Below are 15,997 nucleotides of genomic sequence, written 5' to 3' on the forward strand. Positions count from 1 at the left end.
CTTTACGAAACTGTTCCCGAAAATCATTCTGGTCATTGAGCCAGACCAGCGCGGGGTTTTCGCAGGGCGACGCTTTGCCGAACACGACCGCGTGTCAGGGCTGGAGCGACGGAAGCATTCCCGCATAGTCGAAACCGATATCTTCCTTCGCGTCTCGATATCGCTGATCATCCGCCGTGCCCCTTGGTTCGGTTCTTAAATGACGGAGTGAATTGCAGATGGAACAGCACGCGCCAAGCGTCGGCGTTCTCGCCTACGGTTCGCTCATCGGCGATCCTGGTGACGAGCTGGAGCCGGCGACGGTTCGGACGATCAGGGGAGTGATGACACCCTTCGCCGTTGAGTTCGCGAGGAGGAGCCGAAGCCGGGGCGACGCGCCGACCTTGGTGCCTCACCCACACGGCGCGCGCGTCTCCGCGGCGATCCTGGTCCTCGACGTCGATATGTCTTCGGCCACAGACATGCTCTGGCGTCGCGAGACGCGCTGCTCGGACCGCTGCCGAGGCTATCCCGGAGATCGTGCCGGCAAGCGCGACGCGGTTCAGGTGAGACGGATCGAAGGTTTCCACGGGATCGATCTTGTCCTCTATACGGACATAGGCGCGAACGTACAGCCGCTGACGGCAGGCGAACTCGCCCGGCTCGCGATAGGAAGCGTCGGCAGGGCGGCGGCGGGGCTCGACGGGATATCGTACCTCGTTCAGGCGAAGGCGAACGGGATCGCGACACCCCTGTCTCCGGCATATGAGCGCGAGATCCTCGTCATGACCGGCGCCGATGACCTATTGCAAGCGCTGGAGACGCTCCGTGCGCGTGCCTAGCGGGATATTGCGAGTTGCCTGGTATCGCCGGCCTGCCCTAGAAAAATCCCATGACGCCCGCCGCCTCGACACTGAAATTCGAGCTTGATGCCCGGTTCCGGTGGTTCGAGAACGAATGGTTCTACAAGTGGCACTTCATCGGCAAGGACGGGCCGGTCGAGATCGACACGTTCGACGGCAGCGTGGCGAGGATGGGCGGCATCGCCTTCAGCGGCACTCCGCGCGACGTATTCTGGGACGCGGTGGTGCGCGGCGCGAAACGGGAGATCGAAGAGCGGGTTCGCTGGATCGACGCTGAGGTGCGGCGCTACGATCCAGCAGACATCGACGTCACGGTCGACGAATGCATCGGGCAGCTGGTCTCGTTCGTGGAGCGGGTTCAGCGGACGGCAGTCGAGAAGTTCAGGATACTCTGCGGCGACGGGGCGAACTTCCCGTCGCCCGTGGATCATGGTGCTTGGCCGACGCGCGCGGAGATGCTCGAACGCGGCGCAGCGCTGAAGCGCGCCGTTCCTCGGGAGCAGGATCAGCTCGATGCGCTCGTCCAGAGGCCGATGGAGGGTATCTCGGTCGAGCTGAAGACTTGGATCGATCCCCGCACGCCGGACGGGATCGCGAAGATCATCAAGGCCGTCTTCGCGCTTCGGAACCGCAACGGCGGCTATCTCCTCGTCGGCTTCGACGACAGGATCGGCGCGCCCGACGCATATCCCTTCGCCGAGCCGGTGTCGGAGGTCTTCCACCCGGACGCCGTGCAGCAGATCGTGTCCAAATATGCCGCCCAGGCCTTTCCGGTCGAGGTCGCGCTGCGGAACCGGGACGGGCAGCCGCACCCCGTCATCGTTGTGCCGCCGGGCGTCCGCGTCCCGGCGGTGGTGAAGTCCGCGCTGATCGGGGAGGGAGGAAAGCGGCTTCTCCGCGAGGGCGAGGTGTACTTCCGCACGCTCCGCTCGAACGGGGCGCCTAGCAGCGCGGCGATCCTGCCGGGAGACTGGCCCGACCTGATGGACGTATGCTTCAACAATCGCGAGGGCGACATCGGTGGGTTCGTCCGGCGCCAGCTCGGTGGCGTCGAGCGTGAAACGCTCGCCGCGGTGCTCCACGACGTTGTCGGCGCCGTCTCCGTCACGGGACCGGATCCCCAGGAGGCGCTGCGGGGGCGCGCCGAGGAGGTGATCGAGAACGGCTGGGCCGCCTTTGAAGCCGTCATCGCGACGCGAAGTCTCAGCGAGGTCGAGGCACGTGCCGTGAAGGGGATGACCATGCACGTCGGCCTTGCGTTCGATCCGGAACGGCCGGACGCGCTCCCTACGCGCCCCTTCCTGGACGCAGTGGCGGGCGCCAACCCCCAGTACTCAGGTTGGCCCATGTGGCTCGACGCGCGGAGCTTCTCCAAGGCCGACGAGCGGCCGACCGTGAGGGAGCGGGCCTGGGAGGTACTGATCGTCGAGGTGGAGGACTCCTTTTTCAGCCACCTCGAGTTCATGCGGATGGACCCGCGCGGAGCCTTCTACCTCCGGCGGGCGATGCAGGACGACCTCACGGACGAGGTCGCGCCGGGCACGGCCATGGACGTCTTCCTGATGCTCATCCGCGTGGCCGAAGCGCTAGCGGTGGGCATTGCGATCGGATGCGCACTGGACTGGCCCGCGAACAGCGAGGCCGGCTTCGCGTTCGTCTGGGACGGATTGGCGCAGCGCAGGCTCTCTGGCTGGGCGAACCCGATGCGAAGCCCCGGCACGGGTGGTGGGACCTCGCACGCGGACCGGGTGTCCTCGATGGTGCGCGTGCCCCTAGAGACGCCGCCCGGGGCGCTGGCACCCTACGTGGCGCAGGCCGTCGCGCCCCTCTTCTCCGCGTTCGACGGCTACCAGCCCGCGGCCGCAGTGGTGGAGGATGCGGTCGCCAGGCTGGTGGAAAGGAGGCTGTCCTGATGGCGACGGTGCCCGAGGACCGGACGGAGCCGAAGCCCCTGCTCGGTCCGAAGGAGATGGAGGTGGTCGAGCGCGTGCTCGAGATGCGCAGCGGCTACGTCCTGGACTTTTCGGACCGCACCTTCGACGAGTTCATCGCCCATGAGGTCGACGTGGACGCGACCGCCCCGAGGTTCTCCGCCGACGGCGGCTCGAAGGCGAAGCGGCTGCGGCGGATCCTGCCGTCTCTGCCCTCGCAGCGGCAGGCGAAGCTGCTTCGCGCCTTCCTCGAATATCGCGACAGTCCGACACGGTCGACGCCCCTCGATGACGAATGGCGCACGGCGTTCGTTGCGATCATCGAGAGGCTGCAGGAGTTCGGGAATCAGGACCCGCCTTGGCCGGGGCAGCCGCCGACTACGGTCAGTGCCAGCGCCTGGACGGGCAGGCGGTCGCTCCGCGAGCAGATCGCGGTAGTGCGCGGCCTGGTGCCCATGGCGCTTCAGGAGGTCGGGGCTCTGGCCGATTTGGTCGAGGAGCGGCGCTTCAACGACCAGGTGACGGCTGACGCCGTCGCGTGCCTTCGGGAGCTGCACGTCCAGCTCGGCGAACTGATCGCGGCCGTCGATCGGGGGCATCTCACGAAGGCGCTGGTGGCGGCCGTCGAGGCGAACCGCGAGAGGCTGATTGCCTTACTGCGCGAGGGGGCTAAAGCGACCATCACCGCTCCCGCCATGACTCTCGGCGTCGTGCACCTCCTGTCGTTGCTAACTGGCGCCCCCATGGACTCCACCATGGTCGCAGGTGTCTATGGTTCGCTCTTGGGCGCCGACGTGCTGAAGTCGCTCGGCAGGCGGACGAGCATCGGCGAATAGCTTTTCAGACCGCGTCGTTTCGTGCGGGACCGGAAATTCTGCCGGAGAAAGTCGGGAGGCCCGTCCCTGAGGGCGATGAACGAACAGCCAGCCTTTGAGGCTGCGGTGGTTAACCTGAACGTCCAATTACAGGTCTTCGAGACGTCAGCGGGTTGCTAAACGAAGTGCAGTTTACCGCTGCTAGTATTCCGATAGCTGCCAGAGCACAGACGGCCCAATGCCGGTCATGGGAGAACCGATGGGAGCCAGTGCCATCACGCTGGCTTGCGAGGCCGAAGCTTTATGACTTTCCCACCCACCCTTAGCTGGTCGAGGTAATCCGACCACCATTGCGCCATTTTGACCCGCTCAGCCCAGTGAGCGCCGCGATGGTAGGCCGCCCGAACACGGTCCCGATCGCCATGAGCCAGAGCGCGCTCGATTGCATCCGGGTGCCACAAGCCCGACTCGTTGAGCAAGGTACTGGCAATGGCCCTGAACCCATGGCTCGTCATCTCGTCATTGCCATAGCCCAATCGCCGAAGCGCAGTGTTGAGCGTGTTCTCACAGATCGGGCGACGAGAGGTGTGAAGGGCGGGGAACAGGAACTCGCTCGGGTTCCGTAGCGAGCGGAGCGTTTCGAGCAGATACAGCGACTGGCGGGAGAGGGGGACGGTGTGGACCTTCTTCATCTTCATGCGCTCGGCGGGGACGCGCCACACCTTCTCCGCAAAATCGATCTCGCTCCAGGTCGCCTTCCGCAGTTCGCCTGGGCGCAGAAAAACGTGTGGCGCCAATTGAAGCGCGAAGCGGTTTTCCGGCCGGCCATCGTAGCCGTCGATTGCGCGGAGCAGTTCTCCGACGCGTTTGGGTTCCAGGATGGCTGCGTGATGTTTGACCCGCGGGACGATCAGCGCTCCCCGAAGAATGTCGGCCGGGTTTCTGTCGGTCCGCAGAGTTGAAAAGGCGTACCGGAAAACCCGTCCGGCAAAAGCACGCAGACGCTGTGCGGTTTCATGATGCCCCCGCTTTTCCACGCGCTTCAATGCGGCGAGAAGTTCGTGCGGTGTCACCTCCGAGATCGGACGTTTGCCGATGTCGCGGTCGAGCAGGTCGAGAAACCATCGCGCCTTCTTGATCGTCGCGGGCGATTTTCCTTCGTTCTCTATCTTCTGGATATATTCCTCGGCGACCAGCCGGAAGGTGGTACGCGCGGCGATCTCGGCCGCCAGCTTGCGCTCCTTCTTCTCCTGGACCGGATCGATGCCGTCGATAAGCTTGGCGCGCGCTTCGTCGCGTAGCCTGCGCGCACCCTGCAGCGAAACCTTTGGAAAGCTTCCTAAGGAAAGTTTCTTCTCAATGCCGTGTGCGCGGAACCGGAAGCGCCAGAATAGCCCCCCGGAGGGCTGGACCAGCAGGAACAATCCGTCGACGTCCGGGACCTTGTACGGCGCCGCCCGCGGTTTGAGCGCGCGAATCTGTGTGACCGTGAGCATGGGACCACGCCCTTTCGAGTTGCTCGTGGTCCCGCGTTTTGTGGTCCCTTTTTAGTGGACCACGGTGGAACATAATGGGAAAATCTGGGACCCGAATAGGCCCTGTATACCGCAGAAATCTGCGGTTTTCTAGACTTGTTCTCAGGATGTTCTGGTGCCGCTTACAGGACTCGAACCTGTGACCCCCGCATTACGAATGCGATGCTCTACCAGCTGAGCTAAAGCGGCCCGAAGCACGCCCGGAGGCGTATCGAGGCGCGGCGGTTAGCAGGACCGGGGGGCGCTGGCAAGCGGGTGTGATCTTTACGCGTCTTTTACCATGTGGGGTCACTATCGCTGCCGATACGCTTTATGTGTCGAAGGGATTATTATGGACACCGCTCGCGGCTTTGACGGAAGCCGGCCGTATGACAGCGATCCGGCCGAGGGTGGGGTCGGCGAGGCGACGCAGGCGATCGGCACCGACGAGCGGCGGATGCATGTGCGCGCCTATAATCACTGGGTATCGCTGCTCGACGGTCGCGCCTATCCCTCGATCGACGATCTCGATCCCGCCGGCATCGCCGATTTCGGCGCGCATAGCGTGCTGCTCGATTTCACCCGCAGCATCGAGGATCCCGAAATCCAGTTCCTCGGCCGCGCGCTGCGCGAGGAATGCGGGCTCGATCATGCGATCACCCGCGTCGCGGAGGTGCCGGCGCGTTCGTTGCTGTCGCGCCTGACCGATCACTATCTGCAGATCATCGCCAATCGCGCGCCGATCGGCTTCGAGGCCGAGTTCGTCAGCACCCGCGGGCACCAGACGCTCTATCGCGGCATCCTGATGCCCTTTTCCTCGACCGGCGATCGCATCGATTTCATCTATGGCGTGATCAACTGGAAGGAGATGCTGGCGGCCGACGAGCAGGCGCGGCTCGATGCCGAGCTGGTCGCCGCGGTGCGCGCTGCGCCGGCGCGGGTCGTGCCGCACGACGCCCCTGCCGTCTGGGCCGATGGCCCGACCCATCTCGCCGGGGCGGCCGAGGCGATCGAGGCCGCGCTGCCGCAACTGCTCGGCGACCGGCTGGCGCTGGCGCGCGAAAGCGCCGCTGCCGCGCGCGCCTCGGACGTGCGCAGCCGTGCCGCCCTCTATCGCGCGCTCGGCCGCGCTTATGATTTCGCGCTCGCCGCCGAGGAGGATGCCGACGGGCTGGCGAAGCTGCTCGACGATGCCGGGCTGACGCGGCAGGCCCGCGCGCCGATGACCCCGCTGGTCAAGCTCGTCTTCGGCGCGGATTACGACAAGACACGGATCACCGAATTCGCCGCGGTGCTCGCGCTGGCGGTGCGCCAGCACGTGCCGGTGGGCGGGCTGGTGACCTTCATCGAAAGCTATCCGGCGGGGATCAAGGGCATCGTCGCGGCGGAACGAGATGCGCGCCGCCCGGTAAAGCCGGCGCGCGCGCTGCCGGCGATCGACCGCGCGCCGATCGCGCATGTCGCGATCGATACCGGGGTTTCGGCGGGGGAAATCGTGGTGCTGGTCGCCCGCGCGACCGACGACGGCGGGGTCGATGTGCTCGGCGCGGTGGCGAATGACGCACGGCTTGCCACCCGCGCGCTCGCCGCGCTGGGGTAACCGGCTGTTTTTGGGAGGGCGGCGGAAGCCTGCCCCCCAGCATCGCAAATTGTTGCAAAAGTCACAAGTCTTGAGCCGCGCCGCCGGTGGGCGCATAGCTTCCCGCCATGTCGAAAGCATCGCTCAAGGCGCTGTCAGAAGCGCTCGCCGCCCGTCTCACCAACCGCGCATTGCCGGGTGAGCTTCAGGGCTTCGGTCCGGACGAACAAGCGGAGGCGGCCGCCTTCCTTGCCGCGACCGCCGAGCGGCGGCCCCCCGCGACAGTAGCGATCGCGATCGAGCAATTGCCTGGCGACGCCGGCGCGCGGCGTCAGCGGCTGGCGATCGTCAACGACGACATGCCGTTCCTGGTCGATTCGATCGCGGCGGCGATCGTCGCGCACGATATCGCGATCGATCGCATCATCCACCCGGTGATCGCGGTGACCCGCGGTACCGACGGGCTGATCAAGGGCGTGTCCGACGGCGAGGGCGCGCGCGAATCGATGATCTATATCGAGATGCAGCGCGCCGACGCGCGCGAGCGTCGCGATCTCGTTGCCGATATCGAGGAAGCGCTGGCCGATGTGCGCGCCGCTGTCGGCGATTGGCGCCAGATGCAGGCGACGCTGGCGGCCGATGCCGGCGCGGTCGAGGATACCGGCGGGTCGAGCGAGGGCGCGGCGCTGATGCGCTGGTTCCTCGACCGGCATTTCACCCTGCTGGGGCACGAACGCTGGTATGCCGACGGCCGCGCGGCGGGCGCGGCGCTGGGCATCGCGCGCAACCGGCATAAGGTGCCGCTGCTCGCCGATCGCTCGCGCGAGCTGGCGCTCGAATGGTTCGCCAAGGGCGGCGAGGCGCCGCTGATGCTCAAATCGAGCCTGCTCTCGCCCGTCCATCGCCGTGTGCCGATCGACCTCATCATCGTGCCGATCGTCGAGGGCGGCAAGCGCGTCGGGCTGTCGCTCCACGCCGGGCTGTGGACCAGCGCCGCGCTCACCGCGCCGCCGCGCGCGGTGCCGGTGCTGCGCCAGCGGCTCGCCGATCTGGAGGCGAAATGCGGCTTCGATCCCGCCGGGCATACCGGCAAGGCGCTGGCGCATGCGATGGGCACGCTGCCGCACGATCTGGTGATCGCGTTCGATCCGGAATCGCTCGAGCGGCTCGCGCTCACCGCGATGAGCATCGCCGATCGCCCGCGTCCCAAGCTGGTGCTGGTGCGCTCGCCGCTTGGCCGGCAATTGGTCGGCTTCGTCTGGCTGCCGCGCGACGAGCTAACCACCGCGCGCCGCGTCGCGATCGGCGACATGATCGCCGAGGCCGCGGGGGGCTCGATCCTCAACTGGACGGTGGCGATGGAGGACGGCAATACCGCGCTGATCCGCTACACCGTCGATCTGCGCGCCTCGGGCAAGATGCCCGATGCCGAGCCGCTCGATGCGCAGCTCGAGAAAATGGTGCGCGGCTGGGTGCGCGATGTCGAGGCGGCGCTGGTCGAGCGGGTGCCGGTGGCGCGCGCCGCGCGGCTCGCACTGCGCTGGGCGGCGGCGTTCCCGCCCAATTACCGCACCGGCAGCACCCCGGAGGAAGCCGCCGACGACGTGCTGCGGCTGGCCGAGCTCGACGGCCCGGCCGATCGCCAGGTGCTGCTCTATCCCGCCGGCGCGGGCGCCGAGCGGCGGCTCAAGATCTACAAGGCGGGCGGCCCGCTCGCCTTGTCCGATGCGGTGCCGGTGCTGGAGAATTTCGGCTTCCGTGTGATCGGCGAATTGCCGACGCGGATGCGCGAGGAAAGCGACGGCCATATCCACGATTTCGCGCTGGATACGACCGCGGTGACCGACGCGATTGCCAAGGAGGTGCTGGAGGGCGCGATCGCCGCGGTGCTCAAGGGCGAAGCGGAGAATGACGGCTTCAACCGGCTGATGCTCGATGTCGGGCTGTCACCGGGGTCGGTCGTGCTGCTGCGCGCGTGGTTCCGCTATCTGCGCCAGGCGGGGATCAGCTATGGCCTCGCCACGGTGGTCGACGCGCTGGCGCGCGCGCCGCGCGTGACGCGGGCGCTGATCGACCTGTTCACCTTGCGGCATCAGCCGGGGGCAAAGGGCGATGTCGCGGCGGTCGAGGCGGATATCGCCACCGGGCTCGAAGCGGTGGTGGCGATCGACGACGATCGCATCCTGCGCGCCTATCGTTCGGTGATCGACGCGACGTTGCGCACCAATGCCTTCACCGCGGAGCCCGAAGCGCTGGCGTTCAAGCTCGACAGCGCCCGCATCCCGGGCCTGCCGGCGCCGCTGCCGTGGCGCGAAGTGTGGGTCTATTCGCCGCGCGTCGAGGGCATCCATCTGCGCGCCGGCCCGGTCGCGCGCGGCGGCCTGCGCTGGTCCGACCGGCGTGACGATTTCCGCACCGAGATCCTCGGGCTGATGAAGGCGCAGCGCGTCAAGAACGCCGTGATCGTGCCGACCGGCGCGAAGGGCGGCTTCTACCCCAAGCAATTGCCCAATCCGGCGGTCGATCGCGACGCGTGGCTCGCAGAGGGGACCGAGAGCTATCGTGTGTTCATCCGCACTTTGCTGTCGATCACCGACAATATCGTCGGCGGCAAGGTGGTGCATCCCAAGGGCGTGGCGGTGCTCGACGGCGACGATCCCTATTTCGTCGTCGCCGCCGACAAGGGCACCGCGACCTTCAGCGACGTCGCCAATGCGATCGCGCTCGATCGCGGCTTCTGGCTCGGCGACGCCTTCGCCTCGGGCGGCAGCCATGGCTATGACCATAAGGCGATGGGCATCACCGCCAAGGGCGCGTGGGTTTCGGTGCAGCGCCATTTCGCCGAGCGCGGGGTGGACGTGCAGCGCGAACCGATCCGCGTCGTCGGCTGCGGCGACATGTCGGGCGACGTGTTCGGCAACGGCATGCTGTTGAGCAAGACGCTCAAGATCGTCGCGGCCTTCGATCACCGCCACATCTTCCTCGATCCCGATCCCGATGCGGCGAAGAGCTGGGACGAGCGCGCGCGGTTGTTCGCGCTGCCGCGGTCGAGCTGGGACGATTATGACAAGTCGCTGATCTCCAAGGGCGGCGGGGTTTTCCCGCGCAGCGCCAAGTCGATCAAACTGACCCCCGAGGTGAAGGCCGCGCTCGACATCGCGGCCGACGAGATCGAGCCGACCGCGCTGATCTCCGCGATCCTCAAGAGCCCGGTCGACCTGATCTGGTTCGGCGGCATCGGCACCTATGTGAAGGCCGCGGCGGAGAATAACGCCACCGTCGGCGACCCCGCCAACGACCGGCTGCGCGTCGATGCGGAGGATATCCGCGCGGTGGCGATCGGGGAGGGCGCCAATCTCGGCGTGACGCAGGCGGCGCGCATCGCTTTCTCGGCGCGCGGCGGGCGGATCAACACCGACTTCATCGACAATTCGGCCGGGGTCGATTGCTCGGACAACGAGGTCAACATCAAGATCGCGCTCAACCGCGAGATGATGGAAAAGCGGCTCGCGTTCGACGATCGCAACGCATTGCTCGGCGCGATGACCGACGATGTCGCGCATCTCGTGCTGGAGGATAACCGCCTCCAGACGCTCGCGCTGTCGATCGCCGAGGGCGACGGCGCGCGTGCCTTGCCGAGCTATGTTCGCGTGATCGAGATGTTCGAGGACGCCGGCCGGCTCGACCGCAAGGTCGAGGGGCTTGCCGCCAATGACGAGCTGCTGCGCCGCGCGGTCGAGGGCCGCGGGCTGACCCGGCCCGAACTCGCGGTGCTGCTGGCGACCGCCAAGCTCGCGCTGCAGGATTCGGTCGAGCGCACCCCGCTGGCGGTCGACGATGCGCTGAAGCCCGATCTCCACGCCGCTTTCCCCAAGGCGATGCAGGAGAAGTTCGCCAAGGCGATCGACGAGCACCGGCTGCGCGGCGAAATCGTCGCGACCAAGCTCGCCAACCGCATCGTCAATCGCATCGGCGTGCTCCACCCGTTCGAATTGGCCGAGGAGGAAGGCGCGGCGCTGGCCGATATCGCGGCGATGTTCGTCGTGGTCGAGCGGCTGTTCGACCTGCCCGCGCTGTGGCGCGAGATCGAAACCACTGCGATGCCCGAATCCGGCCGCCTCGCGTTGTTCGACGAAGTGGCGGCGGCGACCCGCTCGCAGATCGCCGACCTCTTGCGCGTCTCGCCGCCGGGCACCGCGCCTGAGGCGGTGTTGAAGCGGATCGGCAAGGGCGTCGCGCATCTCGATGCGCAGACCAGCGACCTGCTGCTCGAAGAGGCGCGCGCGCAAAGCGGGCGGATCACCGCCTCGCTGGAGGCCGCCGGGGCGCCGGTGCCGCTGGTGGCGAAGGTGGTGCGGCTGTTCGAGATGGACGGCGTGATCGGCCTCGCCGATCTCTCCGAACGCCAGCGGCTCGACGAGGTGAAGGTGACGCGCGCCTTCACCCGGCTGGGTCAGGCGCTGGGGCTCGATTGGGCGCAGACCAATGCCGCGCGGATCACCTCGAGCGATCCGTGGGAGCGGCTGCTGATCGCCGGGCTGGCGCGCGACTTCCAGCAGTTGCGGCTCGAATTCCTCGGACGCAGCGAAAAGGGCGATCCGGGCAAATTGGTCGAGCAATGGCTGGCGGAACATGCGCCGCGGGTCGCGCAGTTCAAGGCGCTGGTCGATCGCGCGCGGCAATCGCCGGCGCCCAATGCGGCGATGCTCGCGCAGATCGCGGGGCAGGCGCGGGTGCTGCTCGGGCGGTAACGTCCGAACGGTGGGTAAAATAATCTAACGTCACCCCGGCCTTGAGCCGGGGTGATGACGTTGAGGTTCATCCCTTGCGCGTCGCCTCGAACAGGAACCAGGCGCGCTCCTCGGCCTGATCGGTCCATTCGTCGACGATCCCGCTGGTGGCATTGTCGCGGGCTTCCTCGGCGGCGTCCTTCACCGTGCGGAACACCTCGACCAGCTTGAGATTGTCGTCGCGCAGCTCGGCGAGCATATCCTCCGGGCCGACGAACGGCGCGTCATTGTCTTTGATCGTCTGATGCCGCGCGACGTCGCCGATCGAGCGCAAGGTGACGTTGCCGGTCTTGCGCACGCGCTCCGCGATCGCATCGGTCACGCCCAGGATCTGCGTCGCCTGCGCGTCCATCAGCAGGTGGTAATCGTGGAAATGCGGGCCGGAGACGTGCCAGTGGAAATTCTTGGTCTTCAGATACAGCGCAAAGCAATCCGCCAGCGCCACGTTGAGCGCATCGGCGACCGAGCGCGTCTCGTTGCGCTGCAGGTCGCTGGGGGTGCTGAGCTTGGGATTGGTGCTGGCCACGGGATTCTCCATTGTCGGTTCGTTGCGAAAACGGTTCGACAAGGGTTTCGCTCCAGCGAAAAATCAGATCAGAGCAATCGAGCGCAGCCCGATGATCACCCCGCTCAATGTCAGGATCGCGGCGCTGGCGGTGCAGATCAGCCGCCGCGGCAGCGCCATCCAGCGCGCCTCGCCGATCACGATCGCCGGCACGACCACCGTCAACGCCCCCAGCGTCGCCCCCGCCGCCGCCAGCCACGGCAAAGGGGAGCGCGCGGCGAGCGCGGCGGCGACGAACTGCATCCGATCGCCGAAAATCATGATCGCCAGCCCGAGCGCGCTCGTACCGAACGGGCCGAGCCGCCAGCCCGTCAGCCGGTCGGGCGCTTTCTGGCGCCACGAGACGCCGAGCCCGGCGAGGATAAGCGACAAGGCGAGCAGCAGCCCGCGCGCTTCGGGCGAGAGCAGCGGCGCGACGAGGATACCGCCGAGCGCGCCCAACATGTAATTGCCGAGAAACGCCAGCGCGGCGGCGGCGATGACCAGCCCGCGCGCGGCGCGATAGCGGTCGGCCAGAATCGCTGCGAGCCACGGCGTGCGGTCCCCCGCGACGCACAAGGCGCCGAGCACCAGCCCGGCCATCAGCGCGTCCATCGGCGCGCCCCCGTCGGGTTAGGCGAAACGGACCTGGCAGGCGGCGGCGAAAGCGTCTGACGTAGCGGCATCTTGGCAATCGCTATGCACTGCCTCGTCGAGCATCGCGAGCCAATCGTGCACCAAGACACCCTGTTCGCCGCGCGCCAGCGCCGATTCGAGGAGATGCGCCACCGTCACCGCCGGCAACATGTTGTTATGATGCGCGATGCGACGAATCGCATCGATCTCCCGTGCCAGCGCGGCGGCCCCGCGGCGAGGCGCGATCGCGGCGATCCGGCGGGCCAATTCTCCCCGGATTTCAGCTACATCGTCGTTGGGCATGACCTTGTCCTCCCCCGTGGGGAGAAGGATGCGCCGACAGGGTAAAGGCTCGGTTAACCGCGTCGATGCTTGACATCGGGCGATGCGTCCGCCATGCGCCCGGGTCTGTCAGCGGCGCGCGCTTGCTCGTCGCTCTTTTTCGTTTCGCAAGCACAGGAATTGGTGATGGCCAAGCCGACCACCGTCAAGATCAAGCTCGTCAGCTCGGCCGACACCGGCTTCTTCTATGTCACCAAGAAGAATCCGCGCACCAAGACCGAGAAGCTGTCGTTCAACAAGTACGACCCGGTCGTGCGCAAGCACGTCGAGTTCAAGGAAGCCAAGATCAAGTAACGCGCGCGGCGCGGGTTTCGCGCCGCCGGCGATACGGATGTTGCGCCGACATGAAGGAGCCGCGGGCTTGGGCCGGCGGCTCTTTTCTCGTGCGTGGCATCTGCCCCGTTCGCCCGAACGGGCAATAGGTGATCCCGATAGAGGCGCGCGCGCTAAACCAGCGCGCCCACCGCATCCATGAATCGCGCGAGGCTGATCGGCTTCGACACATAGGCCGCGGCGCCCGCCGCGCGGATGCGTTCCTCGTCGTCGCGCCCGGCATAGGCGGTCACCGCCATCACCGGGATATCGCGCAGCCCCTCGTCGGCCTTGAGCGCGACGATCAACTCGTGCCCGGTGACATAGGGCATCTGGATATCCATCACGATCAGATCAGGGGCGAAGGTGCGTGCGCGATCGAGCGCCTCGCGCCCGTCGCGCACCGGCTCCGCGGCATATTCGTGCGCGCGCAGCAGATCGCAGAACAGTTTCAGATTGAGTTCGTTGTCCTCGACAACGAGCACCCTTTTTGCCACGCGAAATCGTCCCCCAGGCTGATTGGCTAAATAGGCAATGCGCGAAGCCGATACAAATGAAGACATGCATACGCTGGCGCTGGGTGCGCTGGCATGGACGCTGGGCGAGCCGAGGCGTGCCGAGCGGCTGATCGCGCTGACCGGGCTCGCGCCCGACGACCTGCGCGCGCGCGTCGGCGATGCGACGGTGCTGGCGGCGTGCCTCGGGTTTCTCGAGGGGCATGAGCCCGATCTGATCGCCTGCGCCGCGGCGCTGGGGGTCGCACCCGAGCGGCTCGTCGCGGCGCGAAGCGGGCTGGAGGCGGCATGACCGCGCGGCCGCTGCTGATCTGCGATTGCGACGAGGTGCTGCTGCATATGGTGCGGCATTTCGGGGTGTGGCTGGGCGAGGCGCACGATATCGAATTCGAGCCGCGTTCGTGGGAGTTGACGCGCAACATGCGGCGGCGCTCGTCGGACACGCCGGTGACGCGCGAGGAGATGCTCGGCTTCATCACCGGCTTCTTCCCCGCGGAGATGCACCGCCAGACGCTCGTGCCGCATGCACGCGAGGCGCTGGCGACGCTCGCCGAGCAGGCCGATATCGTGATCCTCACCAATCTTGCCGACGAGTGCCGCGCACCACGCATCGCGCAGCTCGCCGCCTTCGGGATCGCGCATCGCGTCGAATGCAACCAGGGCGGGAAAGGCGGCCCGGTCGCACGGCTGGTGGCGGAACATGGCGATCCGGTGACGGTGTTCGTCGACGATCTGCCGCATCACCACGCCTCGGTCGCCGAATATGCGCCGCAGGTCCACCGGCTGCATATGGTGTCGGAACCGACGCTGGCCCCCGGCGTGCCGCCCGCGCCCGAGGCGCATGCGCGGATCGACGACTGGCGCGAGGCCGAGGTGTGGATCGCCGCGCGCTTCGCCGCGGGGGTTGGTGCCCGTTGAAGCTAGCTTTTTTCGTCATGCCGGATTTGATCCGGCATCCAGCGCAACGAGCGACGGCCCATGCGACTTTGGATGCCGGGTCGAGCCCGGCATGACGGTTGGGCGCGCGCGTGTGGCTGCGGGGATTGACCGACTCAACGCCCGCGTGGTGAAGCTTCCGGCATGACCGAACGTATCGATCGCAAGCTGGCCGAACTCGGCCTCTCCCTTCCCGAAGCCGCGGCGCCGGTCGCGGCCTATGTCCCGACGGTGCTGTCGGGCAATCTGCTGCATATCTCCGGGCAATTGCCGTTCAAGGACGGTAAGGTCGTCACCGGCCGGCTCGGCGAGGGGCTCAGCGTCGGGGAAGGCCAGGATGCCGCGCAGCGTTGCGCGCTGATGCTCGTCGCGCAGGTAAAGGCCGCGATCGGCGATCTCGGGCGGGTCAAGCGCATCGTCAAGCTCGGCGTGTTCATCAATTCGCACGGTGATTTCACCGATCAGCCCAAGGTCGCCAATGGCGCGAGCGAGTTGATGGTCGCGCTGTTCGGCGATGCCGGCAAGCATGCGCGGTCGGCGGTGGGCGTGCCCGTGCTGCCGCTCGGCGCGGCGGTCGAGGTCGACGCGATCGTCGAAGTCGGGGAGTCGCCGCTCGCGTCTTGAGCGCGGGCTGGTTTTTCCTAAATTGGGCGGGATGACGTTCCCCCCAGCGTTTCCGCAATGAGCTCCATCACCGCGCGTATGGTGGAGGGCGTCTCCGCGATCCCGGCGGCGGATTGGGATGCGTGCGCCGGGACGGGCAATCCGTTCGTCGGCCACGCCTTCCTTTCCGCGCTCGAGGAATCGGGCAGCGTCGACGCGCGCAGCGGGTGGCAGCCGCTGCCGGTGGTGGTCGATGGCGCGGACGGGCGCCCGGCAGGGATCGCGCCGAGCTATGCCAAGAGCCACAGCCAGGGCGAATATGTCTTCGACCACGCCTGGGCCGATGCGTGGGAGCGCGCGGGCGGGCGTTATTATCCCAAGTTGCAGATCGCCGCGCCCTTTACCCCGGTGCCGGGGCCGCGACTGCTGCTGCGCGACGCGGCGGTCGCGCCCGCGCTGATCGCCGCGCTGGAGGCGGTGACTGACCGGCACCAGCTTTCCTCCGCCCACGCCACCTTCGTCGCCCCCGATCAGGTGCCGCTGTTCGAGGCGGCGGGGTGGCTGGTCCGGCAGGGGACGCAATATCACTGGCGCAATCAGGGTTATGCCGGGTTCGACGATTTCCTCGCCGAGCTTTC

General features: G+C 67.1%; 16 protein-coding genes and 1 tRNA gene. 11 read left to right on the forward strand and 6 right to left on the reverse strand.

Annotation, left to right across the window (positions count from 1 at the left end; all coding sequences use genetic code 11):
* The 4 genes from BGN95_RS03090 to BGN95_RS03105 form a co-directional block, all read left to right on the forward strand.
* Nucleotides 1–199, forward strand: a 199-nt coding sequence (locus BGN95_RS03090; RefSeq protein WP_286771578.1) for a hypothetical protein, incomplete at its 5' end; no start/stop codon positions are given.
* Nucleotides 200–218: 19 nt separating this feature from the next.
* Nucleotides 219–821 carry a hypothetical protein gene (locus BGN95_RS03095; RefSeq protein WP_286771579.1) on the forward strand — a complete coding sequence of 201 codons (603 nt, stop codon included), beginning with the start codon at nt 219–221 and terminating at the stop codon, nt 819–821.
* A 50-nt stretch (nt 822–871) separates the two neighbouring features.
* Nucleotides 872–2,755, forward strand: a complete 1,884-nt coding sequence (locus BGN95_RS03100; protein WP_286771580.1) for an AlbA family DNA-binding domain-containing protein — start codon at nt 872–874, stop codon at nt 2,753–2,755.
* Complete coding sequence (locus tag BGN95_RS03105) at nt 2,755–3,609, forward strand: hypothetical protein (protein ID WP_286771581.1); 855 nt, start codon at nt 2,755–2,757, stop codon at nt 3,607–3,609. Before BGN95_RS03100 ends, BGN95_RS03105 begins: the two co-directional genes overlap by 1 nt.
* A gap of 254 nt (nt 3,610–3,863) precedes the next feature.
* Here BGN95_RS03105 and BGN95_RS03110 read toward each other — a convergent pair whose 3' ends face one another.
* Nucleotides 3,864–5,084 (reverse strand): tyrosine-type recombinase/integrase, encoded by a 1,221-nt coding sequence (locus BGN95_RS03110; RefSeq protein ID WP_286771582.1) that lies wholly within the window; start codon nt 5,082–5,084, stop codon nt 3,864–3,866.
* Between the two features lie 152 nt (nt 5,085–5,236).
* Nucleotides 5,237–5,312, reverse strand: a tRNA-Thr gene (locus tag BGN95_RS03115).
* Between the two features lie 142 nt (nt 5,313–5,454).
* Between BGN95_RS03115 and BGN95_RS03120 the strand changes: the two genes are divergently transcribed.
* Complete coding sequence (locus tag BGN95_RS03120; protein ID WP_286771583.1) at nt 5,455–6,702, forward strand: PAS domain-containing protein; 1,248 nt, start codon at nt 5,455–5,457, stop codon at nt 6,700–6,702.
* A gap of 107 nt (nt 6,703–6,809) precedes the next feature.
* Nucleotides 6,810–11,432: an NAD-glutamate dehydrogenase gene (locus tag BGN95_RS03125; protein ID WP_286771584.1), complete on the forward strand. Its 4,623-nt coding sequence runs from the start codon at nt 6,810–6,812 to the stop codon at nt 11,430–11,432.
* Between the two features lie 67 nt (nt 11,433–11,499).
* Here the strand turns inward: BGN95_RS03125 and BGN95_RS03130 are convergent, their stop codons facing one another.
* From BGN95_RS03130 to BGN95_RS03140, 3 genes are read right to left on the reverse strand one after another with little or no spacing between them, the layout of a single operon-like run.
* Entirely contained in the window at nt 11,500–12,009 is a 510-nt protein-coding gene (locus BGN95_RS03130; protein WP_179512518.1) for a Dps family protein, read from the reverse strand.
* A 51-nt stretch (nt 12,010–12,060) separates the two neighbouring features.
* Nucleotides 12,061–12,630: a TMEM165/GDT1 family protein gene (locus BGN95_RS03135; RefSeq protein WP_286771585.1), complete on the reverse strand. Its 570-nt coding sequence runs from the start codon at nt 12,628–12,630 to the stop codon at nt 12,061–12,063.
* A gap of 18 nt (nt 12,631–12,648) precedes the next feature.
* A complete protein-coding gene (locus BGN95_RS03140; RefSeq protein WP_286771586.1) occupies nt 12,649–12,954 on the reverse strand; it encodes a hypothetical protein in 306 nt (101 codons plus the stop codon).
* A gap of 165 nt (nt 12,955–13,119) precedes the next feature.
* Between BGN95_RS03140 and rpmG the strand changes: the two genes are divergently transcribed.
* The gene (gene rpmG, locus BGN95_RS03145) at nt 13,120–13,287 is read left to right on the forward strand and encodes a 50S ribosomal protein L33 (protein WP_007407030.1); all 168 of its coding nucleotides are present in this window, start codon (nt 13,120–13,122) and stop codon (nt 13,285–13,287) included.
* 152 nt (nt 13,288–13,439) lie between these two features.
* Here rpmG and BGN95_RS03150 read toward each other — a convergent pair whose 3' ends face one another.
* A complete protein-coding gene (locus tag BGN95_RS03150; RefSeq protein ID WP_286771587.1) occupies nt 13,440–13,802 on the reverse strand; it encodes a response regulator in 363 nt (120 codons plus the stop codon).
* A gap of 64 nt (nt 13,803–13,866) precedes the next feature.
* Here BGN95_RS03150 and BGN95_RS03155 point away from each other — a divergent pair, with 64 nt between their 5' ends.
* From BGN95_RS03155 to BGN95_RS03170, 4 genes are all read left to right on the forward strand, one after another.
* Nucleotides 13,867–14,112: a DUF3572 family protein gene (locus BGN95_RS03155; protein ID WP_502688241.1), complete on the forward strand. Its 246-nt coding sequence runs from the start codon at nt 13,867–13,869 to the stop codon at nt 14,110–14,112.
* Complete coding sequence (locus BGN95_RS03160) at nt 14,109–14,738, forward strand: HAD family hydrolase (RefSeq protein ID WP_179512513.1); 630 nt, start codon at nt 14,109–14,111, stop codon at nt 14,736–14,738. The genes BGN95_RS03155 and BGN95_RS03160 overlap by 4 nt, the downstream gene beginning before the upstream one ends.
* A gap of 162 nt (nt 14,739–14,900) precedes the next feature.
* Entirely contained in the window at nt 14,901–15,380 is a 480-nt protein-coding gene (locus BGN95_RS03165; RefSeq protein WP_286771589.1) for a RidA family protein, read from the forward strand.
* Nucleotides 15,381–15,437: 57 nt separating this feature from the next.
* Nucleotides 15,438–15,997 (forward strand): peptidogalycan biosysnthesis protein (locus BGN95_RS03170; protein ID WP_286771600.1); only part of this gene is annotated, 560 nt, incomplete at its 3' end.

This window comes from Sphingomonas sp. 66-10, from assembly GCF_001897045.1.
In the GTDB taxonomy this organism is placed as follows: Bacteria; Pseudomonadota; Alphaproteobacteria; order Sphingomonadales; family Sphingomonadaceae; genus Sphingomonas; species Sphingomonas lycopersici.

Coding starts and splice junctions, on each gene's coding strand:
- BGN95_RS03095 (WP_286771579.1), top strand. CDS start 219: ATGGAACAGCACGCGCCAAGCGTCGGCGTTCTCGCCTACGGTTCGCTC.
- BGN95_RS03100 (WP_286771580.1), top strand. CDS start 872: ATGACGCCCGCCGCCTCGACACTGAAATTCGAGCTTGATGCCCGGTTC.
- BGN95_RS03105 (WP_286771581.1), top strand. CDS start 2,755: ATGGCGACGGTGCCCGAGGACCGGACGGAGCCGAAGCCCCTGCTCGGT.
- BGN95_RS03110 (WP_286771582.1), bottom strand. CDS start 5,084: ATGCTCACGGTCACACAGATTCGCGCGCTCAAACCGCGGGCGGCGCCG.
- BGN95_RS03120 (WP_286771583.1), top strand. CDS start 5,455: ATGGACACCGCTCGCGGCTTTGACGGAAGCCGGCCGTATGACAGCGAT.
- BGN95_RS03125 (WP_286771584.1), top strand. CDS start 6,810: ATGTCGAAAGCATCGCTCAAGGCGCTGTCAGAAGCGCTCGCCGCCCGT.
- BGN95_RS03130 (WP_179512518.1), bottom strand. CDS start 12,009: ATGGAGAATCCCGTGGCCAGCACCAATCCCAAGCTCAGCACCCCCAGC.
- BGN95_RS03135 (WP_286771585.1), bottom strand. CDS start 12,630: ATGGACGCGCTGATGGCCGGGCTGGTGCTCGGCGCCTTGTGCGTCGCG.
- BGN95_RS03140 (WP_286771586.1), bottom strand. CDS start 12,954: ATGCCCAACGACGATGTAGCTGAAATCCGGGGAGAATTGGCCCGCCGG.
- rpmG (WP_007407030.1), top strand. CDS start 13,120: ATGGCCAAGCCGACCACCGTCAAGATCAAGCTCGTCAGCTCGGCCGAC.
- BGN95_RS03155 (WP_502688241.1), top strand. CDS start 13,867: ATGCATACGCTGGCGCTGGGTGCGCTGGCATGGACGCTGGGCGAGCCG.
- BGN95_RS03160 (WP_179512513.1), top strand. CDS start 14,109: ATGACCGCGCGGCCGCTGCTGATCTGCGATTGCGACGAGGTGCTGCTG.
- BGN95_RS03165 (WP_286771589.1), top strand. CDS start 14,901: ATGACCGAACGTATCGATCGCAAGCTGGCCGAACTCGGCCTCTCCCTT.